Source organism: Halobacterium bonnevillei, assembly GCF_009831555.1.
Classification (GTDB): Archaea; Halobacteriota; Halobacteria; order Halobacteriales; family Halobacteriaceae; genus Halobacterium; species Halobacterium bonnevillei.
Genome location: NZ_WUUU01000037.1, coordinates 1 through 21,746, shown reverse-complemented (window position 1 = coordinate 21,746; position 21,746 = coordinate 1). Strand labels below are relative to the sequence as shown.

At 60.4% G+C, this 21,746-nt stretch carries 28 protein-coding genes and 1 tRNA gene; 12 read left to right on the top strand and 17 right to left on the bottom strand.

Going from position 1 to position 21,746, the window contains the following annotated elements; genetic code table 11:
- Positions 1-64: 64 nt before the first annotated feature.
- Genes GRX66_RS06855 through GRX66_RS06845 form a run of 3 tightly spaced genes read right to left on the bottom strand, consistent with a single transcriptional unit; the run spans position 65 to position 1,561 of the window.
- A complete protein-coding gene (locus GRX66_RS06855; protein WP_159525886.1) occupies positions 65-1,108 on the bottom strand; it encodes a tyrosine-type recombinase/integrase in 1,044 nt (347 codons plus the stop codon).
- Positions 1,101-1,274 carry a hypothetical protein gene (locus GRX66_RS06850; RefSeq protein ID WP_159525885.1) on the bottom strand — a complete coding sequence of 58 codons (174 nt, stop codon included), beginning with the start codon at positions 1,272-1,274 and terminating at the stop codon, positions 1,101-1,103. Before GRX66_RS06850 ends, GRX66_RS06855 begins: the two co-directional genes overlap by 8 nt.
- Complete coding sequence (locus tag GRX66_RS06845; protein ID WP_159525884.1) at positions 1,271-1,561, bottom strand: MarR family winged helix-turn-helix transcriptional regulator; 291 nt, start codon at positions 1,559-1,561, stop codon at positions 1,271-1,273. Before GRX66_RS06845 ends, GRX66_RS06850 begins: the two co-directional genes overlap by 4 nt.
- Before the next feature lie 218 nt (positions 1,562-1,779).
- Here GRX66_RS06845 and GRX66_RS06840 point away from each other — a divergent pair, with 218 nt between their 5' ends.
- Positions 1,780-2,007 (top strand): hypothetical protein, encoded by a 228-nt coding sequence (locus tag GRX66_RS06840; protein WP_159525883.1) that lies wholly within the window; start codon positions 1,780-1,782, stop codon positions 2,005-2,007.
- Between the two features lie 11 nt (positions 2,008-2,018).
- Here the strand turns inward: GRX66_RS06840 and GRX66_RS06835 are convergent, their stop codons facing one another.
- Positions 2,019-2,654, bottom strand: a complete 636-nt coding sequence (locus GRX66_RS06835) for a hypothetical protein (RefSeq protein WP_159525882.1) — start codon at positions 2,652-2,654, stop codon at positions 2,019-2,021.
- A 275-nt stretch (positions 2,655-2,929) separates the two neighbouring features.
- On the opposite strand from GRX66_RS06835, the gene GRX66_RS06830 reads away from it, so the two are divergent.
- Positions 2,930-3,175, top strand: a complete 246-nt coding sequence (locus GRX66_RS06830; RefSeq protein WP_233745350.1) for an ArsR family transcriptional regulator — start codon at positions 2,930-2,932, stop codon at positions 3,173-3,175.
- A 275-nt stretch (positions 3,176-3,450) separates the two neighbouring features.
- On the opposite strand, the gene GRX66_RS06825 is transcribed toward GRX66_RS06830, so the two are convergent.
- Positions 3,451-4,254, bottom strand: coding sequence for a hypothetical protein (locus GRX66_RS06825; protein ID WP_159525880.1), 804 nt, complete (start codon positions 4,252-4,254; stop codon positions 3,451-3,453).
- 77 nt (positions 4,255-4,331) lie between these two features.
- On the opposite strand from GRX66_RS06825, the gene GRX66_RS06820 reads away from it, so the two are divergent.
- Positions 4,332-5,126 (top strand): hypothetical protein, encoded by a 795-nt coding sequence (locus tag GRX66_RS06820; protein WP_159525879.1) that lies wholly within the window; start codon positions 4,332-4,334, stop codon positions 5,124-5,126.
- A gap of 21 nt (positions 5,127-5,147) precedes the next feature.
- Here the strand turns inward: GRX66_RS06820 and GRX66_RS06815 are convergent, their stop codons facing one another.
- Positions 5,148-5,813 carry a hypothetical protein gene (locus GRX66_RS06815; protein ID WP_159525878.1) on the bottom strand — a complete coding sequence of 222 codons (666 nt, stop codon included), beginning with the start codon at positions 5,811-5,813 and terminating at the stop codon, positions 5,148-5,150.
- A gap of 109 nt (positions 5,814-5,922) precedes the next feature.
- On the opposite strand from GRX66_RS06815, the gene GRX66_RS06810 reads away from it, so the two are divergent.
- A complete protein-coding gene (locus GRX66_RS06810; RefSeq protein WP_159525877.1) occupies positions 5,923-6,228 on the top strand; it encodes a homing endonuclease associated repeat-containing protein in 306 nt (101 codons plus the stop codon).
- Between the two features lie 14 nt (positions 6,229-6,242).
- Here the strand turns inward: GRX66_RS06810 and GRX66_RS06805 are convergent, their stop codons facing one another.
- Entirely contained in the window at positions 6,243-7,472 is a 1,230-nt protein-coding gene (locus GRX66_RS06805) for a Fic family protein (RefSeq protein WP_159525876.1), read from the bottom strand.
- 361 nt (positions 7,473-7,833) lie between these two features.
- On the bottom strand, positions 7,834-8,835 hold the full coding sequence (locus tag GRX66_RS06800) for a Cdc6/Cdc18 family protein (RefSeq protein ID WP_159525875.1): 1,002 nt from the start codon (positions 8,833-8,835) through the stop codon (positions 7,834-7,836).
- A 127-nt stretch (positions 8,836-8,962) separates the two neighbouring features.
- On the opposite strand from GRX66_RS06800, the gene GRX66_RS06795 reads away from it, so the two are divergent.
- The 8 genes from GRX66_RS06795 (at position 8,963) to GRX66_RS06760 (ending at position 15,514) form a co-directional block, all read left to right on the top strand.
- On the top strand, positions 8,963-9,376 hold the full coding sequence (locus GRX66_RS06795) for a hypothetical protein (RefSeq protein ID WP_159525874.1): 414 nt from the start codon (positions 8,963-8,965) through the stop codon (positions 9,374-9,376).
- A 100-nt stretch (positions 9,377-9,476) separates the two neighbouring features.
- Positions 9,477-10,991: a hypothetical protein gene (locus tag GRX66_RS06790; protein WP_159525873.1), complete on the top strand. Its 1,515-nt coding sequence runs from the start codon at positions 9,477-9,479 to the stop codon at positions 10,989-10,991.
- Between the two features lie 274 nt (positions 10,992-11,265).
- Positions 11,266-11,577 carry a hypothetical protein gene (locus tag GRX66_RS06785; protein ID WP_159525872.1) on the top strand — a complete coding sequence of 104 codons (312 nt, stop codon included), beginning with the start codon at positions 11,266-11,268 and terminating at the stop codon, positions 11,575-11,577.
- Entirely contained in the window at positions 11,574-12,410 is an 837-nt protein-coding gene (locus GRX66_RS06780) for a hypothetical protein (RefSeq protein ID WP_159525871.1), read from the top strand. Before GRX66_RS06785 ends, GRX66_RS06780 begins: the two co-directional genes overlap by 4 nt.
- Positions 12,403-13,578 (top strand): helix-turn-helix domain-containing protein, encoded by a 1,176-nt coding sequence (locus tag GRX66_RS06775; protein ID WP_233745348.1) that lies wholly within the window; start codon positions 12,403-12,405, stop codon positions 13,576-13,578. The genes GRX66_RS06780 and GRX66_RS06775 overlap by 8 nt, the downstream gene beginning before the upstream one ends.
- Before the next feature lie 214 nt (positions 13,579-13,792).
- Positions 13,793-14,122, top strand: a complete 330-nt coding sequence (locus GRX66_RS06770; RefSeq protein WP_159525888.1) for a hypothetical protein — start codon at positions 13,793-13,795, stop codon at positions 14,120-14,122.
- 715 nt (positions 14,123-14,837) lie between these two features.
- Positions 14,838-15,095, top strand: coding sequence for a DUF7692 domain-containing protein (locus GRX66_RS06765; protein ID WP_159525870.1), 258 nt, complete (start codon positions 14,838-14,840; stop codon positions 15,093-15,095).
- A gap of 17 nt (positions 15,096-15,112) precedes the next feature.
- Positions 15,113-15,514: a homing endonuclease associated repeat-containing protein gene (locus tag GRX66_RS06760; protein ID WP_159525869.1), complete on the top strand. Its 402-nt coding sequence runs from the start codon at positions 15,113-15,115 to the stop codon at positions 15,512-15,514.
- A 259-nt stretch (positions 15,515-15,773) separates the two neighbouring features.
- Here the strand turns inward: GRX66_RS06760 and GRX66_RS06755 are convergent, their stop codons facing one another.
- The 9 genes from GRX66_RS06755 to GRX66_RS06715 form a co-directional block, all read right to left on the bottom strand.
- The gene (locus GRX66_RS06755) at positions 15,774-17,396 is read right to left on the bottom strand and encodes a DUF7845 domain-containing protein (protein ID WP_201292946.1); all 1,623 of its coding nucleotides are present in this window, start codon (positions 17,394-17,396) and stop codon (positions 15,774-15,776) included.
- Positions 17,393-18,097, bottom strand: a complete 705-nt coding sequence (locus GRX66_RS06750) for a hypothetical protein (RefSeq protein ID WP_159525868.1) — start codon at positions 18,095-18,097, stop codon at positions 17,393-17,395. The genes GRX66_RS06755 and GRX66_RS06750 overlap by 4 nt, the downstream gene beginning before the upstream one ends.
- On the bottom strand, positions 18,094-18,291 hold the full coding sequence (locus tag GRX66_RS06745; protein ID WP_325063987.1) for a sigma-70 family RNA polymerase sigma factor: 198 nt from the start codon (positions 18,289-18,291) through the stop codon (positions 18,094-18,096). The genes GRX66_RS06750 and GRX66_RS06745 overlap by 4 nt, the downstream gene beginning before the upstream one ends.
- A 100-nt stretch (positions 18,292-18,391) precedes the next feature.
- Complete coding sequence (locus GRX66_RS06740; protein ID WP_159525867.1) at positions 18,392-18,532, bottom strand: hypothetical protein; 141 nt, start codon at positions 18,530-18,532, stop codon at positions 18,392-18,394.
- Between the two features lie 200 nt (positions 18,533-18,732).
- Positions 18,733-18,936 (bottom strand): hypothetical protein, encoded by a 204-nt coding sequence (locus GRX66_RS06735; RefSeq protein WP_159525866.1) that lies wholly within the window; start codon positions 18,934-18,936, stop codon positions 18,733-18,735.
- Positions 18,937-19,113: 177 nt separating this feature from the next.
- Positions 19,114-19,185: transfer RNA gene (locus GRX66_RS06730), tRNA-Ala, on the bottom strand.
- Positions 19,186-19,323: 138 nt separating this feature from the next.
- On the bottom strand, positions 19,324-19,632 hold the full coding sequence (gene rpsJ, locus GRX66_RS06725) for a 30S ribosomal protein S10 (protein ID WP_159525865.1): 309 nt from the start codon (positions 19,630-19,632) through the stop codon (positions 19,324-19,326).
- Between the two features lie 3 nt (positions 19,633-19,635).
- Positions 19,636-20,901: a translation elongation factor EF-1 subunit alpha gene (tuf, locus tag GRX66_RS06720; RefSeq protein WP_159525864.1), complete on the bottom strand. Its 1,266-nt coding sequence runs from the start codon at positions 20,899-20,901 to the stop codon at positions 19,636-19,638.
- Between the two features lie 215 nt (positions 20,902-21,116).
- The coding region (locus GRX66_RS06715; protein WP_159525863.1) for a homoserine dehydrogenase at positions 21,117-21,746 on the bottom strand (630 nt) is incomplete at its 5' end.

Genomic DNA, 21,746 nt, shown 5'->3' with positions numbered 1-21,746 from the left:
TGGACTCGCTGGGAATAATCGCAGGAGGGCTCTACGATGACGGTTGTTAAAATGTCTGTCATTGTTACATCCAGCTCCCTGAGAGGTGGTCCTGGCGCACTTCCATCTTCTCGCGGTCGGTCCGCACGTCGTAGTGTTCGTAGAGGACTTCCAGCGACACGTCGCAGCGCTCGCTGACGACGTCCGGCTGCACGCTCTCGTTGAGGTGGGCCGTGATACTCCCGCGTCGAATCGAGTGCGGGCCGCGGCTACTCGGGCACTTGTGCGGCACGCCCGGCGACCCTCTCGCCTCGCAGTCCTCGGGGTCGCGGTCGTGCGGGCACTCGTATCCGAGCTCGCAGGGCTGGGTCACGCGGTGCATCCGCTTGTAGATTGTATCGCCCGTCGGCCGCCCAACGCGGGTCGTGAACAGCGGTTCGCGGCCGTAGTCGTCGGTCACGTCCTCGCGGACTTCGTCGACGTAGTCCTGGACGACCTGGTAGACGTTCGGGGTGAGGTGAACCCAGCGTTCGCCGTCCTCGTGGTTCTTCAGGCGCGTGCCTTCGTCCTGGCGGTGCTTCAGGACGAGCGCGAAGTCGTCCGCCTTGAGGTCGTCGACGTCGAGGGACCGGAGTGCGGACCGACGCATTCCGGTCCGCCACAGGAGCAGCAGCGTGACGTGGCGCTGGCTGGCGTACTCGTGGCGGTCGAGGTAGTCGATGAGCTGCTCGGCGCGCTGCTGGCCGAGGTGTCTGTCCTTGGACTTCGCGCCGTCGGGAATCTCGGGCGCGTGAACGCGCTCGTGGAGGCCGGGGCGGACGGCCTCGATGTCCGCCCAAAAACGCAGCGCCTCCCGGATCGTGCCGAGTTGCTTCTGGAGCGTGATGGCCTTGATCTGGCTGCCGCGCCAGGAGACGAAGTCCGACATCGCGCGGCCGGTCAGGTCGTTCAGGTTGTCGACGTCCTCCTTCTCGCACCACTCGCGGAAGAACCGGAGCCGGGTCTTGTCGTTCCGGACGGTGTTCTCGTCGACGCGGTTCAGCCGGTACTTGATGAACCGGTCGAATCCTTCCTCGGGCGACAGCGGCATCAACTCGTCCGTCGGACCGGTTGCGCGGCGCTTACTCATCGAGCACCACCTCGGGCCTGCCGACCTCGCGGACGACCTCGGCGTTCAGTTCGTCCTCGCAGTCGTCGCAGACGTTGACTTTGCCGTCGGGGTTCCGCACGAGGAGTTCGCGGACCGAGGCGTCTGCGAGCCCGCAGCGGTCGCACTCGGGACGGTCGTCGGTCATGCGTTCACCTCGTCGGTCTCGTCGGCGAGCCGCTGGCCGCCGTCGGTCAGCCCATAGATGCGCCCCTTCTTGCGTTCCTCGGGCACAAGGAGTTCGACGACGTCCCGGTCGCGCAGTTCCGTGAGCGTTCGCGAGACGTGCGTGATTTCGAGGTCGGTGCGGTCCCCGATTGTCGTCGGCGTCGCGGGACCGTCGACGTCGAGCGCGGCGACGACCGCACACCGGTAGTCGGAGGCCGCAACGTAACCGAGGGCGTCCCAGTCGACGCCGTTGGAGTCTGTCGACATCAGGCACCGACCTCCGTCGGGCCACTGGTGGTTTCGTCTCGGTGCTCGGTCGCCGGCGTTGCTGCGTTCGGTTGCATGATGAAGCGGGTGGGGGTGGTCGAGTCGTTGCTTTCTTGCGAGTGCTCTGAGAGGAATGAAGCAGGTGACTGCTCGAAATGAACGCTTCTGAATGCGCTCGGTGTGGTGATTCGCCGGTTCGCGGTGTCCAGTCTCTCCCGATGGAGTGGGTCGATTACCTTGTCGAGAATCGCGAGTTCTCTGGGACAATCGGCGGTGCGCGCGTCCCGCTGTGTGGACGTTGCTACGGGGAGCGCGACCAGCTGCATTCCTCCTACGAGGAGGACGTCGACGTGTTCGCCGAGGATGGGGTCGAAGCGACTGCCGGAATCGCCGCGTTCCTCGATGACTTCGACCTCGAGGCCGTCGAAGACGACGCACTCCAGTGACGCCGCGGCAGTCATTCTGACCACTCCGCCCAGCCTTCTTCGTGAATCCAAGCCGCCAGGTGACCGTCGTAGATGTCGACGCCGTAGATACGCAGGTCGTGCTTCCGGAGGAGTGAGGCTACTCGGAACGTCGTCTTGCAGTCGTCGACGAGCCGAAGTTCGACGTGGAATTCCGGGCCGCCGTCGGGGTCCCGGAACTCGACGCTCTGAACGTCGTCGTGGTCGGCAGCCCGGATCGCGGCGACCGCCTCCCGCATCCGGGTGCGCTGTTCGTCTCTGGCCTCGACGTCGTACTTGTTCCCGGTGCGTTCCCGGTACCGACCGATGCTCACGATGTCGCCGTCGTCGGTCTCGACCCGGTACTCGCTCGGGAGCTCCTCGGGCGACGTCTGTTCGTAGCCTCGTGCGACCGTCCCGCCGTCGGCCCGAATGGTCGCCGTTTCGTCGCCGTTTGTGCGCTCACTCGCTCGCGGAAAATCTCGAGCGAGCGTGCCTGCGACGTTGTGGCCGCAGGGCGCAATCACGACTTCGCTCGGGCCGCGGCGCGTGACCGACCGGATCGGAGCGCCGCATTCCGGGCAGCCGTCGTCGTTCTCGTCGTGCTGTGCAGCAGAAAGCTCTTGTCCGCTGTCGTTGTGTTCCTTCATGGGCTTCGTACCCTGATTACGAGGCCCCACGCGGGCCCGCTGTCCCAAGCAGCGGGGTCCGCAATTTCTCATGAAGACCCATCGGGGAGCGACGGGTCCGCCGGGCACCTCGTTACGCACAGTATTGTGCGAAGGGGGTTTGAAACTTTCGCACAGTATTCTGCTTATTAAGTAGAATACGCTCCTAGCTATTGTGGGCATGGAAATTACCATATGCCTCGGTACAAAGGCAAATAGCAATGAGTCGGCCGACACTTGCGTCGTGGATGACGCCGATGGACTACGACATTCTTCGCCGACTTCAGAACCCGGGAAATGAAGAACTCGTCTTAACACCGCGTACCATCGCCGAAAACACGAACTGGAGTCGCTCTGGAATTGACGACCACCTTCGGCTACTCCGGGACCATGGTCTAATCGAATACAATGACGAAGAGAAGTCGCTGTACCAACTGACGGACCGCGGCCGTGCGTGGCTCGAAGGCGACCTCCCGACGGAGGATCTCGAGGACGAGGATTGACTGTGTTTCTGAACATCTCGTCGTAGTCGAGGACTGTCGGGGGGATATTGCTAAAGCGGACGAGAACGGTTAGGGGAGAAAATCGGTCTACTATCTACTCATGGGTGTTTTGAAGGCTTAAGTTGCGAACGGTATCGTGAACGGAAGCGAACGAATCATCGTTGGATGCTGGGTCAGTTGAGGATGTTGAGTCAGAACAAGAGAGTCGGGAAAAGGAATCGACCAAACTGGGGGCGGGCGGCCGAGGTACTGCGAGTATGCCTCCGTTTCTGCGGCTATAGTAGCGAAATTATAATCGCGTAGAAGACTGTCATTCCGATATAAAAAATCGGTTCTGACTTGAAAGAAGAGTGGTTTATTAACCCAATTAGCAGTTTTCTGTGGACTCCCTCAGATGCTCGGAATAAATTTGAGATAGCGCCCGTGGCCACCATTACGGAAGGAGAGAGTAGTAGAAGGAGTAAAGCTGTCGTGGAGCCACTTTCTGGAATTAAACCTGTTCCAATGACCAAGTTTGCGGGTATGAATGATGATGAGATTGCTTCGCCGATAACCTGCACATTTCGTGTTTCAACGACTTGCCTGGCCAGCGTATCAATATTCAGTAGGATGTTCCCCATCGCAATCAGTGAGCCCATAATATAGAACCAGATCAACGATTCAACAATTTGTAAAATGAAATACGCACAGTGTGGGAGAATACTTCCGGGAGATTGTTCTGTAAGGTGGGGGTTTTGTTCCTCAACTTTGGAGTACTCGCTCAAACCCGACCGGAGTGATTTCCAGAAATTTAACTCTGAATCCTTTTCGGAAGGGAAGGAATTGCGCCAGAATTCAGATATCTGTCCCGTCACGTTTGAATAGACCCGCATGAAGAACGCTAGAAGCGTTGAAATAGCGAAATAGTACCAAATTAGAAAGGGAATCCCGCCACTGAAGAACTGGAGTTTTGAAAGATGTAATATACTGAGAATTATTGGTAAGGGTGGGAGTGAAAACAATAGGGCTTCTCGAATCCCTCTTGAACTATTCACAAGGGTTCTCCAGATCCAATCGTGGAGTGAATAGACTATTTCCATACTTTTCATAGAAGCAATCTATCGACCATAAGAGTCAGGGAGACATGTTTAAGGATATCGGTGAATTGGTCGGAGTAATGAAGGTTCGTTGTTGGTGGTTACTTCAACCCATTGGTGCTATTCTTCCTGCGTTTGCGGTTGTTCTTCTATTCTATCTCGCTGGAGATTCGACTCAAACGAGGATGGCTTTGAACTACCAGAATCCTGTCTTTTACCAACTATACACGGCCGCGTTCGTCCACGCGAATGCCACTCACCTCGCTAGCAATCTCTTCGGCTACGTTATTTCCGTCTTCTCGCTCTACTTGCTGTTTTCCAACCAGAACCGTCTGCAAGAGTTCTATCGAGCATTCGCAGTCATCATCCTCGCTGTCCCGATCGTGGCGAATGCCGCGAGCTATCTCACATGGTCCGTCGCGCTTGACCTTCCGATTCAGTATGGTCGGGGACTATCTGCTGTCGTCGCCGCATTCGTCGGCCTGCTACTGATGAACGTCCTTCAGGCGTTCGACGACGAACTCCCCGAGGAGAACGCGATGTACGCCGCCAGCATGGTCGGAATCGTGCTGTTCGCCTCTTGGGCAGTGATGTTCACCGGGCCACCCCGATACGTCATGCTCGGCATGCTCGTCGTCGTGTTGGGGTTCGCCACGTGGGCCGTCTCTCGAGGGGAGCTATCGCCGGTTGGTTTGGTCGACTGGGCTCAGGAGAATCGCCAACTCGCGCTGATTTTGTTGGTTGGGACGTTCGCTGCCCTTTGGCTGGTCATCGCGAGTTTCCCCGCGAATCTACAGAGTAATGGCGGATTCACGAACCTAATTGGGCACGGAGCAGGCTTCTTCGCGGGGATGGCTGTCCATCAAATCTTGTAGTGGAGTACTGCCTTCATCCACTTATTCGTCAGTTTCGTAGAACGGACTTCCTTGCGTCCGCAATTTCCCACTCGTTCCCTTGTCCGTAGTTTCTCCATCCGAGAAATCGAATACTTCCTTAGCGAACTCGGAGTCATCAATCCCGGGTCCCGTCAACAACCTCTCGACTTCTTCACTATCCAATTCGTCAATGCCGGACATTTGCTCATGCAGGGCATAGACGTCCAGGAACTTGGCGAGATCTGAATGTGGGCTACTCCATAGATACAAGCCGATAGTTATTGGGAGAATTGCCATACCTAGGATGGCGAAGTTAACCAACCATAGCGCCGTGGAGAGTTCCGAGGGCATTTTCAGAAATTGGAGTATCACAGAGGCCGCAAAGAACAGGCCCGTACCAGCTAGTCCTGATGCTAGAAACGCATACATACGAAGGTCTACGCCTTCGCCGGTGGCTGCCAGTGCCGGCCGTTCAGAGTAGCTCAAAATGGCTTGAAGCATTATCGCTAGAGCGGGGAGCGTTAAGGCGATAAGTTCCAGGATTGCAATCGCCATGTCTGCCGACGACGTTCCTAGTCCCACCTCTTTCCTAACAAGAAGTACAGTTGCCGGAAGGAGTAGAAACCAAGCTAAGAAAGACACCTTGGTAATGTGGTCTCTAATGAATTGTCTCAGCTTCTCGATCATATACTGTTTGTCTGATTGAAGGAGAGAAATAAATCATGCTGCTTACTTCTCATCTTGAAACAGAGGGTACTTTACAATCCCCTGTTTACTTAATCTTAGAGATATTCCGATGGCTATATCGAAGGATGCATGTCTTAAAGCTCTCCAGAAGGCTGCCGACGAACTCGGGCACGCGCCGACGGTCGCGGAGTACAAAGATCTCGACGTCAGCCCGTGCTACAACACGATCAGGGCCCGGTTCGGGTCGTGGACGACAGCCCTCGAATACCTCGACGTCGACCAGCAGCCCCGCCGCTACTGGAAAGTGGACTGCATCGAGGCATTCCCGGATTCCCGATATGGTGATACGGAGACATCGAATGCGGCCTTTTGCGACTACTCTTCAGGCGCATTTCGCATGAATACTGGCCCCTAAAATTCAGCGTGAGACTACACCTCTTGGAACCGGTCTTCTTCGTCCTCGATTAGGGCCTCGGGAGAGGGTATCTCCGCAGCGTCTTTATTCAATGCGTCGAGTACACCGTCGGCTTGGAACTCCTGGTATCGGGCTTTCCCGGTTCTCTCTCGGAGGACGCCATCTTCTTCGAGCTTTTGGATCGCGTTACGCGCTCCTTGATAGCTCATATCAATCATCTCCGCAGCACGACTGGTCGTGAATACTGGATTCGTGAACATTTCGTCGATGAGTCTGCGGACCGACGAGGGGGCCTCCTGGTATTCTCTCTGGTACCGCTTCCGGATGTGCAGTAGTAGCTTTGCTCGACTGAACGCTTCGTCGGCTTGCTCTTTGATTCCCTGCAGGAAGAACTCCAGCCACTCGTTCCATTCCCCCTCTTCGTTGACAGCTAACAGACGGCTTGTGTACTCGTCGCGGTTCCGCCGGATGTATGAACTGAGATAGAACAGCGGATGGAGTAGAATGTCAGACGCCATCAGTAGGAGGATAATCAATAGACGCCCAACGCGACCATTCCCGTCAACAAACGGGTGGATAGTCTCAAGTTGATAGTGGAGTATCCCGATGTCAATCAAATCCGGATATTCGCCGCCTGACTGCATGTATGTCTCAAAGTCTTCCATTCTCGAAACCGCGATTTTGGCTTTTGGTGGGGCGAACCGAACCTGCGTTCCATACCCTCCTGTAGATTCCTCAATCCACACATAATCCGAACGGAATTCGCCTGGTAGGGGATCCTCTTCGTCAGTCCTACCCTCTTCCATTAACTCCTCGTGCAGATTCTTCAAGAGGTCAATCGAGAGACTTTCGCGGGAACGGCCCGTCTCAGACAACTGTTCTGCTGCACTCATCAATGCAGATGCATAGTTTCGTGCTTCACGGACATCCTTTGAAGCTTCATCCTCTTCATACATGTCCGAGACAGTGACCTGTGTGCCCTCTACTTGTGAGGATTGCTCAGCCTCTTTATATACGAATAGACCAAACACGTCCTGCGGATTTTCGATTTCACTCCAGAAACCATCTAGCCGCCCTAACGAGTGCATTGCGCGTCCGTATGACTGAATTACGTCCTGTGTGAGGTCTATCTCCGGCGGTAACTTATCCGGCAAGTAAAACTTTGAGAAGGGAACACCGCGGCTGGAGTCAACTGGTCTGTAGACTCCCGGTGCTGGTGTATCAATGAGATAGCCGTCTTTCATTACAACGACTTCCTCGCTGTTTGAGTAAAAGCTTACCCCAAATCGTTGTCCTAGAGTGGTTCAGTGTGGATTGAGTAAACGGTGCTGAGGGAGAGTTGTCCTAGAGTGGTTCAGTGTGGATTGAGTAAACGGTGCTGAGAGAGAGTTGTTTTAGAGTGGTTCAGTGTGGATTGAGTAAACGGTGCTGAGGGAGAGTTGTCCTAGGGAGGTTCAGTGTAGATTGAGTAAACGGTACTGAGAGAGAGTTGTTTTAGAGTGGTTCAGTGTGGGACGAGGTCGTCGTACCGGCAGATGAACACGCTGACGCCGACAAGGAGTATCGCGGTGAGTATCTGAGAGAGGACTGTATCGAGGTGCGAGATTACGTGGGCTGAATGTACTGTTTTCCTCGCCCGGCTCCGCGTTCATCAATCAGCCCATACTCAGAGAGCCGACCGAGGTACTTCCGCCGCGTCGACCGGGCAACTGGATCTTGCGCCCGGTCCTCGTACCGAGCGTGTAGCGTTCCCGCGCCTAATTCGCCTGCCTCTTGGACGAGCTCGTAGAGCAGGCGTTTGTCGGTGTCCAGTTCACGAACTCGGTGTGCCTCCATATCCGCGCGTGCATCCGCTTCCGTTTCGTCAACGAGCGCCTGCGTAATCTCGTCACGCTCGTCAACGAGGGCACGATCGACAGCGCTTCGCAACAATGCGATGCCCGCTCGCGCGTCTCCGGCCGCCAGGTCCGCGATGTACGCCAGCGTCGCCTCATCTATCGTGCCCGGCCGCAAGCCCGCTTTCACGCGCCCACGGAGAATCGACGTCATCTCGTCGGTCCCGTACCGATCTAGTCGCACCTTCCGCGCTGAGCCGAAGCGACTCTGGAGTTGCTGGTCGAACTCCGCGAACAGCTCCTCCTCGTCGAGGCACACCATGAGCAGCGTGACGTTCGGGAGTTCCCACAGCGATTGGAGCGTGTCGTAGTCCTCGAGGACGTGGACCTCGTCGACGATCGCGATGAACTGGCCGTCGACGTCCTTGATGCGACTGAGGAAGCGCGAGGCGTGCGACCCCTCTTTCCGCAGGTCGTAGGCGAGGCCCGCGTCTCGAACGAGCGCGTATAATGCGTCCGCCCGGGTGCTGTTTGACATCGCGTTCACGTACCCCGTTGTCGTGTCGAGGTTCTCCTGCTGGAGGAGGTCGACCACGTAGCGGGCAATCGTCGTCTTGCCCGCGCCACTCGGGCCGAAGATGAACGCGTCGTCGCCTTTGAAGCCGTCTGCAATGGGCCGGAGTGTCGTCGTGAGCGCGTCAATCTCGCCTTCGCGGTGATGGAGCTCCGTCGGCACAAAGTCGGGTTGGAGGGCTCGGGCGTCAGTTATCATGGAATATTCGTGCATCGATACGCCGCAAGAATGTGTCGACCGACGGCGCCGTTCGTCGACCGTTCGCACGTTTCCCCGGGTGGAGTCGTTCGATTAAGTGGCGACTCTGCGTCGTGAGACGCGCAGTATGGCAACTTCAGAGTTATTCAGCCTCCACAGTAAGGGAGGCTTCGACCTGCAGGATATCGTCGTTGCACCGGCGTTCAGTCTCGCGGCCGTCGTGTTGACGGGCATCGGGACGTTCTCGATGTTCGGCTTCTCGCTCTCGCAGACGCTGCTGTCGGGGAGTGGGATGAGTGTCAGCGTCGCGTTCGTTATCGCGTTCCTTGGCCTCGCGGCGAGCTGGACGACGAATCGAGCGGGGGACGGCTGGGACGATCTAGACGAGATCGAGAGCATCGCGGTCGCCGCCGGCGTAATCGTGTTGTTCGGGATGGCGTTCATCCCCGCCATCCAAGACCTCGTGCTCGGTAGTCAGGCCATCGGTCTGGTCGCGTTCCTCGGCCTCTCCGGCGCGTACACGGTGACTGCGTGGTACTGAGGTACTCACGAATGAACGAACTCAAAAAGCGAGACGCCGCCGTATGGGTGATGGGCGCTTCGGCCGCGGTCGCCGGCGCACTGGTCGGCGCGGGGGGAGTATGAGTCGCGGCCCGAGCCTTCGCGGCGTCGGCGTCGTCCTGATGGCGGTCGGGCTGGTGACGGCGCTGGCAGGCGGCGGCTTTCTCGGCCCCGGCGCCGAGTCGGCCCTTGATGAAGCGTCACCGATCGGGTCGGTTGACGCGCTTGGGTTTACCGCTGTCGTCGTCCTGACCGGCGGTCTGCTGGCGGCTGGGTACGTGCTGGACAAGTACCACTCGGGCGCGGACGGCGACAGTACGGTCGCGGTGGATGCGAACGAGACGTATCAGGAGGTTCATCATCAGTCCACGCTGGTTGATGAGCAGAGCGCCCAACAGACCACGATTCTGAACAACACAGTCCGAGACGGCGGAAAAACGCTGGCCTGGACGAAAGGAAAGGCGGCGTTTATGGACGCGCTCGGGGCGAACAAGAGCAAAGCTGTTGCACAACAGTGGGCGTCTGAGAACGTCACGGACTACTACACTGTGACGGAGATGAACCTGCTCCGGCAATGGAATGCGTCCATGAAGGAGGTGAAATACCTTCACTCCGTGTATAACAGTCACTCGGACCTTTCGACGCCGTACTACTCGAATGCGACTTCGCTATCCGCGGGTACGCAATACGAGTGGGCCGAGGCTGATTGGCAGTATCAGAACTACACGCTGGCGAACGGGTCCACGATCGACGTGCAAATCCTATTCAAGATGTACCCGTTTGACAACGGTCAGGCTATCGTTGCGGCCCCGTTCAAAGCCTCTAACAGGACTGAATCCTTCGAAGGCAATCCGCCGGTTCGCATGAAGGCTGCTTACGGGTCTGATTCGACTCGGGTTATCGTCCCGGCTGAGTATAAGGAACTGCTCACTGAGTTGAATAGTTCTGAGGCTCAAATGAGCAGTAACATCGAAGCGTGGTCGAATCAGACCTACGACGCTTACGAGGCGGGGACCGTCAACATCACGGATATTCCTGATCCGGTGACGCTCGCACAGGAGTTCGCGACGGACTACGACAGCACGGGTCACTACGCCTACGCTGGCGGCGACCTCGCGCTGATGGGTGTCCAAACGAACATGAACACCTCGTTTACAGTTGAGATTCCCAGCGAGGACAAGACGCTGTACGGCCAGCTCTACACGGACTGGGAACCAGCTTCGACGAATGGCACGCTGGACACCGGCCACCTCTACAACGTGTCGAAGACGGATGAACTCGTGTTCATGGCGACGAACGACGGCCTGCAAGCAATCGGGTCGGACTTCAAAATCACGTCCATGACGGACGTACAGACCGGTGAGGACAAGACCTCTACCACAACTGAGAGCTACAACACGCAGACCTCGGATGTGTCGCTGACCGAAGAACAGCTACAGCAACTAATCGAGATTCGGGACGCGATTCAAGACCGCGAGGAGGCGGCCGCCAGCGGTGGCGGGTTCTTTGACGGCCTCGGGTTGAACGCTGACGTCGCCGTGCCCGGTCTCGTCGTTGCGGCGGGCGCCGCGCTCGTTCTGCTCGGACGCACCTAACCACACCCACCCCTTATTTATGAGATTACTCGTACTGTCGGTAGTCGCGGCGCTGGTCGTGCTTGCTGGCGTGGCCGCCCCGGCTGCGGCTGCCGGCCCACGGCCCCCGGCGCCCGATCTCGGCGTTGGTGTCGCACAGTCCGCCCAAGAAAATGAGACGACGGCCGCCCCGGCCGGCAAACAGATTGATAGTACTATTTCGCTGGTGTCGTCGTCGTATGACCCCGACAGCGGCACGGTAACGCTGGTATTCGACTCGCCGGCGTCGCGGCGGGTGACGCTGTCAGACGCGGGTGGCTTCCTGGAAGGTGGGGAGGTGAACCGGCGGACGATCACCGTCGACGGCCGCACCGCCGCCGAGTTCGCCGTCACCGAGACCGACCGCGGGTATGTCGGCGTCTCCATCGCCACCGATCAGGTGCTATACGCTGAAATCGTGCGGTCCCCCTCAATCAGCCCGTTCCGCGGCTCGACGGGCACCGTCGGCTGGTTCGGCGGCGCCGCCATCGTGATATTGTCGTTTGTCGGCGCCGCACTCTGGAAGCTCCACAAGGAAGGCGGGGAACCCGTGGAGGCAGACATATGAGTGGCCTCAGCGCGACGTTCAACGGCTGGCAGGACCGACTCACGTACATCCTCGCGGAGGCACAGCTCCTCGTCGCCGGCGTACTGGTCGCCGCTGGCGTCCTGCTGTGGTGGTTCAATCCCGACGTGCCCGGTATCCCGTCGTGGACGACGAACGTCCTCGTTGGGTGGCTGGTTCTTGGGCCGCCGATGTTCATTGCCGGCCTGCGATTCGTGGACTGGTTGCGGATTCGCAACTACGTCGAAGTCCACCACGTGAATGCCGTCGAGGACACCGTACGGACGTATTTCGTCCCGCCGGATATCTGGGGCGACAAGCGCGTCGACGGCCCCGCGCCGTACCGCGTCAACGATGGCGACGCGGTGGCTGTCCGCGAGTTCGAGTGGAGCCCGGAGTACGGTGAGAACGGCCACCTCTCAGTGTCCGGTGTGTATCTCTCGGAGTTAGAGGACACGAAGCTGCTGACGAGCCAAGCGCACATGGAACGGATGTATGAGGATCTCGTCGATTCGCATCTGTCGCTGGCGTACCTGCGGGATTCGATTAGTGACCTCGCGGCCGATCTCCAGACGCGGCTCATCAATCGTGCTGTGGAGGCTCGCGAGAAGGGCGAGCAACTGGATAAGACCGCGGTCAAGGACATCACCGAGCAGTTCCGCGAGCGCGCCGAGAACGTGACAGATGACGACCTCAGCGACATCACGCCTCAGGACGTGCCTGACCACCTCCCCGATGCACTTCCAGCTGGGGAGACCCACAACCCGAGTGCTGGTAAGAACAGCGTGGGCGGTGGGCAAGAGGCGGCGCCTGACGGAGGGCAGACCGATGGGTGATGGCAGCGACGAGACCGATCTCTATACGCTAGCGCAGTACCGCGAGCACGTCGAGCAGCAGGGCCACCGCGACCCCGACGCGTACAACCACGGCGCGATCACGACTGACCCGGAACTATCGCGGTATCTTTCGGTCATCGAGGCCGAGTACGACCCTGTCCACGAGTGTGAGGGCGCCGAGCGGATGCCCGGGCAGGCCCGTGACCTGGAGGCCGTCGAGCGCGTCCGCCGAATGGAGGCGACTGAGGAGGGCCGCCGTGCGCTCGCCGAGGGCGACGCGGCCACCCTGAAGTACCAGACCGGGGACGTCGGCCAGCAAGCCGACGTCTCTGGTCTGAAGGCAATCCAGGACATCGACGATCTGGTCGATGGCCCGGCGCCGGTCGTCGTCGTAATCGGAGAAATGGGCGCGGGGAAGTCCAACTTCGCAAGTCTGCTCGGCCAGCGATTCAAGCACAAACATCCGAGTGCACTCGTTGGAACGAACATCCAGAGTCTCCGAGAGAAGAGCGAGTGGACCGACGAACGCGGCCGCGACCGCGACGGGTTCCTCCCGAGTTTCCCGGCGCTCAAGGAGTGGCTGCGTCAGGACGGCAACCCACTCGAGCACGACCAGACGCCGAAGCTCGGCATCCTCGACGAGCTCTCCTCGAAGGCCGACGGCTCGGGGAAAAGCGGCCAACTGACGCGCAAACTGATGGGGCCGTTGGTGTTCAAGGTCCGCAAGTACGGCGGCGCACTCATCGTGATTGCGCACGACGAGTCGTCGATTCACCCGCTGCTGTGGCGGGTCGGCACCATCGTCAAGAAGGTCTCCCAGAAGAAAGCCGTCGTCGCCAATCGCATCACGAACGGCCAGCTCCGCGAGATTCAGACGGAGATTGATGGAATTCCGCCGACTGACTGGCGGTACAACGACAAGGAAGCATCAGATTGGTCGTGGACGGAGACCAGCAGCGACAGCGACGAGCCCGCCGTTGCCGAAGACGACATCAAGCGCGTCTCGATGTGGACCATCGCCCAGGGCAAACAGGAGGGGAAATCGAATCGCGAAATCGCCGAGAACGTCCCGTACAGCCACACTACCGTCGGGAACTGGTGGCAGGAATACCAGAACGGTGGTGAGAAGCGCGAATGGGTTTCCGACGTACAAGCCGCAATCGCATGAAGGCGGTACGGCGGAAAGGTGGAAACCGCAACCACCCCCGTTTACAGTCGGCCCACAGCGCCGACGCCGAGCGCCCGAGGGGCGCTCGCCACGGTGGGCCGCGCGCGGCCACCCCCGGCCCAGAAATATATATAAAACGCGCGACGCCCGCGGGAGGCGCCTAAGCGTGCCCTCGCATCGAGCGAACAAGTACGGGACGGCGGTCGAGTACAAGATGGCCGACGTCCACGATCTCGAGCTGGCTCGGGCCTCCTGGAAGGACGCCAACGCCCCCGACGGGACGCCAGTCGAAATCAAGGCGGCGATGCACGAGCACGCCGACGGCCAGCCCGGCACGTTCAAACTTTATCGGGAGTACCACGAGAAACTCCAATCGCAGAGTGGTGTCTACGTATTCGCCGTGTACCGGATTCGCGGGCGTGGCGTCGAGGTACTTGCACACGGGAGGCGGCGGGCGTCCCGGATCCCCACAGTGCGATGGCATGGCGGCGGTGAGCACCGTAGTACGCAGCAAGCGAAGATCGCCATCGAGGACGTTTTCTAATCAGGTCAGGGGCGTCTCTCGTCGCTCAGCACCGTGCATTCACTAACTGTCGATTCCGGTCACGAGGGTTCTGACAGCTCTCTTCAGTCGTACCGAGGGAACGTTTCGGCTGTCTCCGGGGTGGTTCCGACACCAGTCTTATATGTGAATAATTTAATGCGATTTCCATGACCTGGTTGCCGGCGGTCATACTGATTGGTAGCAGTGTATTCCCGATTGGTTACTACCTTAGTTCGCCTAATCGGACTCAAGCCGGTCGAACTGGCGCAATCAGCATCATCATTCCGCTTATCGGGCTTCTCGTCGGGGTCGGATTGCTCCTAGGGAGCCTCGGGACGCTCATTTCGAACCCGCTACGACTCGGAGTGAGTCTGTTGGGCGTTGTGGAAGTCATCGTTGTCGTCGGCTTCCTCACTCCACGAGTGATTGGCGCATCAATCGGTGAATTCATCGCCAACTCAATCTTCGGCTGATATTCTCCGGGGGAGGAATCCCGGTCTGCGTCTGAGAACACGGGTTCAAGCGCTCGGATGTACGCTCGACCGAGTATGCACACGAACGCGCTTGGGGTCGTGTGCATATTCGCGCTCGGTCGGACTTGCGGGCCCTATAACCTACTAATTTCTTGAGAAGAAAGGGGTGTTTTCTCCCGAAAATAGGGGTTGCAGTGAGCCAAATTCGTTCGGTTATGCCGTTCGTGTGTACAGAATCCGGTATGCGAATCCGAACAGACGGCGACAAAGCGCATCGGAAGGCAACCATCGAAGAGGCGGCCGACCGCCTCGACTGTAATAAAACTCGCGCGGTCCTCCTGTCCTGTGACGTCGTCGGTCGCCTCTTGAGCAACGTCGAGGACGCCCTGGAGCACGAGAACCTACCGCCCCGCGTCCGAGAGGAGCTCGCCGAGACGATCTCCACGCGGCGCGTGACGGTGAGTGTCAGAGAACCGGATGCAGCGGTTAAATTAGAGTAAGCCTCCAAGGGGAAAATATGGGGAGTAAGTATAGCGATGAGGAGCTTCTGGAGGAGTTGCACCGTGTTTCGGAGGAGGTCAACGGTACGCCGACCTCAAAGGACATGAACGAACTTGGAGAGTTCAGTCACGGCCCATACTGCAGGGAATTTGGTACATGGTCCAACGCATTAGAGGAAGCTGGATTCGAAACGGCCGGAAATCGTACTCACGACGGTGCCAAGGTGAGCGATGAGGAACTGCTTGAGGCAATTCGGTCGTGTGTTCAGTACGTAGGTCGTGCCCCGACGTCGCGAGAATTCAACGCTTTCACTGACCACAGTGTGACAACATTACAAACGAGGTTCGATTCATTTCGGGATGCCGTTCGGAAGGCGGGAATGGAACCGGTCACCAGTGGTGAAGGGTTCGAAGATTAGTCCATAAATTTTCTCGCGCCCCAGGGGGCGGTTGCGGGTGCGGACGCTGAGCGGTGGGTAGTGTTTTGGATTTGTCCCCTTAGGGACACCCCTAACGGGAAACGTAACCCCCTGGGTTCGGTTCGCGTCGCATCCCTTTCTGGAGACCGCGGCGACGCCACGAGTGAATTCAAACGAGGTTGTGGTATACGCTGAATAAGTGAAACTGTGGTTTCGCTCAGTTGGGTGGAGAACAGTGTTGCCACTCTGCCGTCGGGCGCTACAGGTAGCGGAACGCGGGCGCGTTACTGCCGGCGCCGTGCGGACGCCGGTACGTGACGGTGGCCGCGCGGAATCGTGCGAGGTCCTGTTTCGCGTCGTCCCAGAGCTTGTACGCCTGCCGGACCAGATACTCGGGATCCGGGTCGTCGTTCGGATCGAGGCGACCGAGGTCGAGTGTGGCGTCCTCTCCGCGACGCCGGAAGTCGACGCCGTAGCGGTCGCAGAACGCTTGGAAGCGCGCCCATGTCTCGCTGACTCGGTCCTGTCGGGCGGCGTCGACGACGGTGTTTGCGGCGTTCTTCACGGCGTCGCGGGCGTCGGCGACGGCCTGATACACCATTTCGCCGATGTAGTCCGACCGTAGGCCGACTTCACCGTAGCCGCGCTCGACGAGCTGCTCGATGCCGCGGAGCGCGCGGCGGACGCTCCCGACGTGGCGGTCGTGCTCGTCGGCGATGTCATCGGGTGAGACCGCGCCGCCGTCCGTGACGAGCGTTTCCAGACTCTCGATCTGGACGTCGGTGAGCCCATCGCTGAGGTATTCGATGACGACGTTCTTCTGTTCTTGCTGGATGCTCGCCAGGTCCAGCGTCGTCGGTGGCGTCGCGGGTTCGTGGAGGTCCGCCTGAAAGTAGGCGTCCTCGACGAACGCGCCGCCGCCGCGCTGGGGTGCGGAGTCGAGACCAGCGTTCTCCAAGACAGAGTGAACGGCCTCCTCGAGTTCGCGGTTCAACTTTTCGAGGTCCCCCCAGCGGAGCGTATCGTCCCAGCGGGAGACCTGGTAGGACGCGCCGAGTTTCGGGTGCGCGAGTGGGTCGTCGGGATCGGCTTGGAACGCTTCTCGAGCGTAGTAGTGCTTGAGCTCTTTCGGGAGATCGTGTTCGGGCCAGGCTTCGCTGATTCGGGCCGCGTCCAGGGTCACCGTGTGGTAGTAGCCCGGGAGTTTGTTTCCGTGACCGTCGGTGTCGTTCTGGACCAGCTTCCGGTAGCCCGAACGGTCTGACTCCAAGACGTGTGCGAGACCGACCAGCGGGCCGTCCCGCGCGTGCACTGGCCCGCTGCTGTCCCGATGGAGGCGAACGTATCGCTCGGCGTCCTGGATGTTGCTGTACGGGTGGACGTCGTCGAAGTAGTGAGCGTTGACGTCGAGGCCATCGGCGGCCAGCTGTAGCAGGACGAGGTACCGCTTGAACTCGATGTTCGCTCCCTGGATGCGGACGTTGATGCCCTCCTGGAAGCCGTCAGGAACGGGTATCTCGACTCGCTTTCCGTTCTGTTTCTCTCCCTGCATCCCGTGCCACCGCGGGGTGACGTGCGCGACGAACTGCTGTTGCCCGACGCCGTCCTCGTCGCTTCGCCGGGAGACCTTGAGTCGCATCTCTTTGATTTCCTCAATCTGGAACGGCGTTCCCTGCGGGGTCTCACTGCCGGGGTTGACGATATTCGAGTCCTGGTAGGAGAGCCGCGCAAGCCACTGCTGGCCGTCGTGTTTGAAGCGCGCGGTCTTGCTCCCACCGCCAGCTTTTCGTTCCCGGTCGAGCGCGAAGAACGGCGTCAGACCGTCCTCGTTGAAGAGAAGGTTGGCGTCGAATTCGTGGGGTGCGGTCCGAATCCGCTTCACGCCGACCACCCGGATTCTCCTAGCGTGGTCTGTCGGGGGTTGGTCGTCTCGGGTGCTGGAATCTGGGGGAACGCGGGGCAGTACGAGAGAACGTACTGAACGAATTCGCGGGGGATGGCGCTGGTGACTTCGGATTCAGCCCATGAGGCGGGGACGCCTTTGGCGGCGGCGAGTTCGTGGTGTTCGTAGCCGCGGCCAATCACGACCTCTGGCGACCCAGAGCCGAGCGCGTTGGGGATTGGATAGTTGGTTTCGAAGTGACGTTCGTTCTCGATCGGCAGCCCGAACGCTTGGCCGTTGACGCGGGCCGGGGTTTCGAGGTCGTCGCAGGTCGCGACGTTCTCGATTACGTAGTACTCCGGATCGAGGACCTCCAGAACTTGGCGGACGTTGAGGTCCGCGAACGTCGGGTAGACTTCTTTCGGCGTCTTGTCCCAGTCGTAGCGGCCGGCGTTGGCCTTCGAGAGGCGCGAATACGCCTGACAGCGGGGACTCATCCAGAGCAGCGTTGGCGACGGGAACCGCGACAAGAACAGGGCGTCGCTGGCATTCGCCTGCACGAACTGCCCGGGGTACCTGTCCGCGTAGTCGACGATATCCACGCCGACGTGCTCGAATTCGACGGGAAACTCCGCGCGGAGCGCGTCAAGTGCGAGCCCGACCCCACCGGGACCACTGTACAAATCCAGGATGAGGGTCACGCCGACCCCTCCAATTTCGCTTCGGCACGCGCCAGCAGATTGCTCACCGTCCCAGGCGACCGGTCCGTTTTGCGTGCGTACTCTCGTGGGCCGTCGTCGCCACAGCGGACCGCCTGGAAGGCGTCGCGTTCCGCGGGTGTCAGACCAGACAGGTCGGGCGCAAACGCGCCGAGCGTCGTCTGCTCAGCGCTCACGGCGCACCACGCTCCCAGTAGTCGGCCGAATCGAGAACCGGGTCGGCGTCCAGGTCGCGCAGCTCGCTCGCCGTCAGGAACGCCGCACGGTACTCGGCACTCACGAGCCATCACCCCAGGCGGGCGGCCGCGTCAAGTAGATGAGCGCCCCGATGACCGCGAGAACGACAGTAACGAGGGCGGTCAGACCGGGCTCAGGGTAGACTGTCGTCAGGGCGTAGATGGCCGCCCAGAACTGCATCCAGTAGCCAAATCGGAGTCCGGACTGGCCGCGATGGGCATGGGCCCTACTCGAATTAGCGGGCATGCCTCCGTCGGCGCGGAGGTCCGCGCGGTGTTCTTGTCGCCAGCAGCCCGGACAGAGACCGTCGGACAGACATTGCCAGGGACGCGGTTGGTCGCCGCAACGCCGGCACTCGCCTGGACCGCGGCCGGTGGTGCTCACGTGCGGTCACCTCCGAACAGCGGCTCGTCGTGGCGGTCGTCGACGACGCCGAGCGGATCGAGGCCAAAGTCCTCCGGTTCGTGCTCGCCGAGGTGCTTGTAGCGGCGCTCGTTCGGACTGAACTCGTAGCCGCAGGCTGGACAGCCGGTGAGGATGTTGACGACGCGACCCTGCGCGTAGGTGTCGGTCGTCAGGCTCACGCCGACCACCCCCGAAATCCTTCGCCGGAACCGCGGTACGAAGGCGAGGTAACTTCTACACTCTCAGCAACTCGCTCAGAGAGAGCGCAAATTCCAGTCGGATGCGGCGCGTACTCTGCCGTGTGCGGGCTGAATACGCTCGTCGCTACGGAAGTTCGGAGGGACGAAGAACTGCTATGGACTCGCTGGGATTTGAACCCAGGGCCTCTTCCTTGCGAAGGAAGCGATCTACCACTGATCTACGAGCCCGCATCCAATCGAAGTCGACCGACGTATTTCAGACTTCTGTTTCAACGCGGCGGCGGTGCAGACAGCGCCACGGCTGGGCCGTAATGCGTTCGAAGAACGTGGTGTGTGACAGCCCGCGGTCGGGCGGGCGTTCCCGCGTTAGTCCTCGAGAACGATCTCGATGCTGACTTCGTTGGGAACCTGAATCCGCATCAGCTGGCGGAGCGCGCGTTCGTCGGCGTCGATGTCGATGAGACGCTTGTGGACGCGCATCTCCCAGTGCTCCCACGTGGCCGTCCCTTCACCGTCGGGGGACTTCCGCGAGGGGATTTCCAGCGTCTTCGTCGGGAGCGGGACCGGCCCACTGAGCTTCACGCCGGTCTTGTCCGCGATTTCCCGGACGTCGTCGCAGATGTCGTCGAGGTCGTCGGGATTGACGCCGGCGAGACGAACGCGTGCCTGCTGCATGGATTAGGCTTCGTTGACGTCGAGGACCTTGCCGGCCGCGATGGTCTGACCCATGTCGCGCACGGCGAACGAGCCGAGTTCCGGGATCTCGCCGGACGGCTCGATGCTGAGGGGCTTTTGCGGGCGTACGGTGACGACCGCGGCGTCGCCGGACTGGATGAAGTCCGGGTTCTCCTCCTGCGTTTCGCCGGAGGACGGGTCCATCTTCTTGTCGATGGATTCGATGGTACACGCGACCTGCGCCGTGTGGGCGTGGAAGACCGGCGTGTAGCCTGCCGTGATGACCGAGGGGTGCTGCATGACGACGACCTGCGCGGTGAACGTCTCGGCGACCGTCGGCGGGTCGTCGGCCGGGCCACAGACGTCGCCGCGGCGGATGTCGTCCTTGCCGATGCCGCGGACGTTGAACCCGACGTTGTCGCCGGGCTCGGCCTTGTCGACTTCCTCGTGGTGCATCTCGATGGTCTTGACCTCGCCACCGACGTCAGACGGCTGGAAGCTGACGTTGTCGCCCATGTTCATGATGCCGGTCTCGATACGTCCGACGGGGACGGTACCGATGCCGGAGATGGTGTAGACGTCCTGGATGGGGAGACGCAGCGGAGCGTCCGTCGGCGGGGACGGCTCCGGCAGGTCGTTGAGCGCCTCGAGCAGGGTCGGGCCCTCGTACCAGGGGGTGTTGTCCGAGTGGTCGGAGACGTTGTCGCCCTCGAAGGCGGACGTCGCGATGAACGTCGCGCCGTCGGCGTCGAAGCCGACCTGTGCGAACAGGTCCTTGACGTCGGAGACGACTTCGTTGTACTTGGACTCGTCGTAGTCGACGATGTCCATCTTGTTGACAGCGACGATGAGTTCGTCGATGCCGAGCGTCCGCGAGAGGAAGACGTGCTCTCGGGTCTGGGGCGCCACACCGTCGTCTGCGGCGACGACGAGGACGGCGTTGTCCGCCTGGGACGCGCCCGTGATCATGTTCTTCACGAAGTCGCGGTGGCCAGGACAGTCGACGATAGTGAACTCGTACTCGTCGGTACTGAACTCCTGGTGGGCGATGTCGATGGTGACCCCGCGCTCACGCTCTTCGGCGAGGTTGTCCATGACGTAGGCGAACTCGAAGCCGCCCTTGCCCTTCTCCTCGGCTTCTTCTTTGTGCTGTTCGATGACGTGCTCGGGAACGCTCCCCGTTTCGTAGAGGAGTCGCCCGACCATCGTGCTCTTGCCGTGGTCGACGTGGCCAATGACGGCCAGGTTCTGGTGTCGTTCGTCGCTCATTGTCTAATTTCGCGCTAAAGACGCGCTCTGTGGGAACTATTCGGCGTTTCGCATTAAAACCATTTCGGTACGCCCTCAGCACCGACCCGGCGCCGTCCCGCGGTTTGTGCGAACACGTCACACGAAATTTTGTCAGCGGGCCTGCGGCCGCCGGCGAGTAGGGGCGGTCACAAATTTCGGGTCCGACAGGAGTTAGCCACCCGCCTGACTGCGGGTCACTCCAGGCGGTCCACGTCCGCGAGGACGGCGGTCGCCGTCTCCCGGCCGCCAGCGCCCCGCCCGGAGATGTTCAGTCGGCCCGCGTGCTCGGTCTCCAGCTGGACGATGTTCATCGTCCCGGACACCGCGAGCGCGTCGTTCTCAGGGACCAGCCGGGGGCCGACGCGAGCGCCGTCCGCCGTCACCTCGCCGATGAGGCGGACCGTTCGCCCGTCCTCGCCCGCGAGGTCCAGCGCCGACGGCGGGATGTCCGTGATGCCCTGGACGTCCACGTCCGACAGCGAGTACCCGCCGCCGTGGATGACGTTCGCCAGAATCGCGCACTTCAGCGCGGCGTCCGTGCCCTCGACGTCGAACGTCGGGTCGGCTTCCGCGACGCCGAGATCCTGGGCCTCCGAGAGCACGTGCTCGTAGCCGAGGCCCTCCGCGGCCATCCGCGTCAGGATGAAGTTCGCGGTGCCGTTGAGCACGCCGCGGGCGGCGGTCACGCGCTCGGCGCCGATGCCGTCGATGGTCGCCAGCGCTGGAATCGCGCCCGCGACGGTCGCCTCGAAGCGGACCTCGCCGTCGCTGTCGCGTTCGAGCGCGCGCAGGTCGTCGTAGCGTTCGGCGACCGGGCCCTTGTT

What these genes read in the sequence shown, in the direction of transcription:
- GRX66_RS06795 (WP_159525874.1), top strand. Translation starts at nt 8,963, where the DNA reads ATGGCAACTTCAGAGTTATTCAGCCTCCACAGTAAGGGAGGCTTCGAC.
- GRX66_RS06840 (WP_159525883.1), top strand. Translation starts at nt 1,780, where the DNA reads ATGGAGTGGGTCGATTACCTTGTCGAGAATCGCGAGTTCTCTGGGACA.
- rpsJ (WP_159525865.1), bottom strand. Translation starts at nt 19,632, where the DNA reads ATGCAGCAGGCACGCGTTCGTCTCGCCGGCGTCAATCCCGACGACCTC.
- GRX66_RS06760 (WP_159525869.1), top strand. Translation starts at nt 15,113, where the DNA reads ATGGGGAGTAAGTATAGCGATGAGGAGCTTCTGGAGGAGTTGCACCGT.
- GRX66_RS06825 (WP_159525880.1), bottom strand. Translation starts at nt 4,254, where the DNA reads ATGGAAATAGTCTATTCACTCCACGATTGGATCTGGAGAACCCTTGTG.
- GRX66_RS06765 (WP_159525870.1), top strand. Translation starts at nt 14,838, where the DNA reads ATGCGAATCCGAACAGACGGCGACAAAGCGCATCGGAAGGCAACCATC.
- GRX66_RS06830 (WP_233745350.1), top strand. Translation starts at nt 2,930, where the DNA reads ATGGACTACGACATTCTTCGCCGACTTCAGAACCCGGGAAATGAAGAA.
- GRX66_RS06820 (WP_159525879.1), top strand. Translation starts at nt 4,332, where the DNA reads ATGAAGGTTCGTTGTTGGTGGTTACTTCAACCCATTGGTGCTATTCTT.
- GRX66_RS06790 (WP_159525873.1), top strand. Translation starts at nt 9,477, where the DNA reads ATGAGTCGCGGCCCGAGCCTTCGCGGCGTCGGCGTCGTCCTGATGGCG.
- GRX66_RS06805 (WP_159525876.1), bottom strand. Translation starts at nt 7,472, where the DNA reads ATGAAAGACGGCTATCTCATTGATACACCAGCACCGGGAGTCTACAGA.
- GRX66_RS06775 (WP_233745348.1), top strand. Translation starts at nt 12,403, where the DNA reads ATGGGTGATGGCAGCGACGAGACCGATCTCTATACGCTAGCGCAGTAC.
- GRX66_RS06800 (WP_159525875.1), bottom strand. Translation starts at nt 8,835, where the DNA reads ATGATAACTGACGCCCGAGCCCTCCAACCCGACTTTGTGCCGACGGAG.
- GRX66_RS06850 (WP_159525885.1), bottom strand. Translation starts at nt 1,274, where the DNA reads ATGACCGACGACCGTCCCGAGTGCGACCGCTGCGGGCTCGCAGACGCC.
- GRX66_RS06815 (WP_159525878.1), bottom strand. Translation starts at nt 5,813, where the DNA reads ATGATCGAGAAGCTGAGACAATTCATTAGAGACCACATTACCAAGGTG.
- GRX66_RS06770 (WP_159525888.1), top strand. Translation starts at nt 13,793, where the DNA reads ATGGCCGACGTCCACGATCTCGAGCTGGCTCGGGCCTCCTGGAAGGAC.
- GRX66_RS06810 (WP_159525877.1), top strand. Translation starts at nt 5,923, where the DNA reads ATGGCTATATCGAAGGATGCATGTCTTAAAGCTCTCCAGAAGGCTGCC.
- GRX66_RS06780 (WP_159525871.1), top strand. Translation starts at nt 11,574, where the DNA reads ATGAGTGGCCTCAGCGCGACGTTCAACGGCTGGCAGGACCGACTCACG.
- GRX66_RS06855 (WP_159525886.1), bottom strand. Translation starts at nt 1,108, where the DNA reads ATGAGTAAGCGCCGCGCAACCGGTCCGACGGACGAGTTGATGCCGCTG.
- GRX66_RS06740 (WP_159525867.1), bottom strand. Translation starts at nt 18,532, where the DNA reads ATGCAGTTCTGGGCGGCCATCTACGCCCTGACGACAGTCTACCCTGAG.
- GRX66_RS06835 (WP_159525882.1), bottom strand. Translation starts at nt 2,654, where the DNA reads ATGAAGGAACACAACGACAGCGGACAAGAGCTTTCTGCTGCACAGCAC.
- tuf (WP_159525864.1), bottom strand. Translation starts at nt 20,901, where the DNA reads ATGAGCGACGAACGACACCAGAACCTGGCCGTCATTGGCCACGTCGAC.
- GRX66_RS06845 (WP_159525884.1), bottom strand. Translation starts at nt 1,561, where the DNA reads ATGTCGACAGACTCCAACGGCGTCGACTGGGACGCCCTCGGTTACGTT.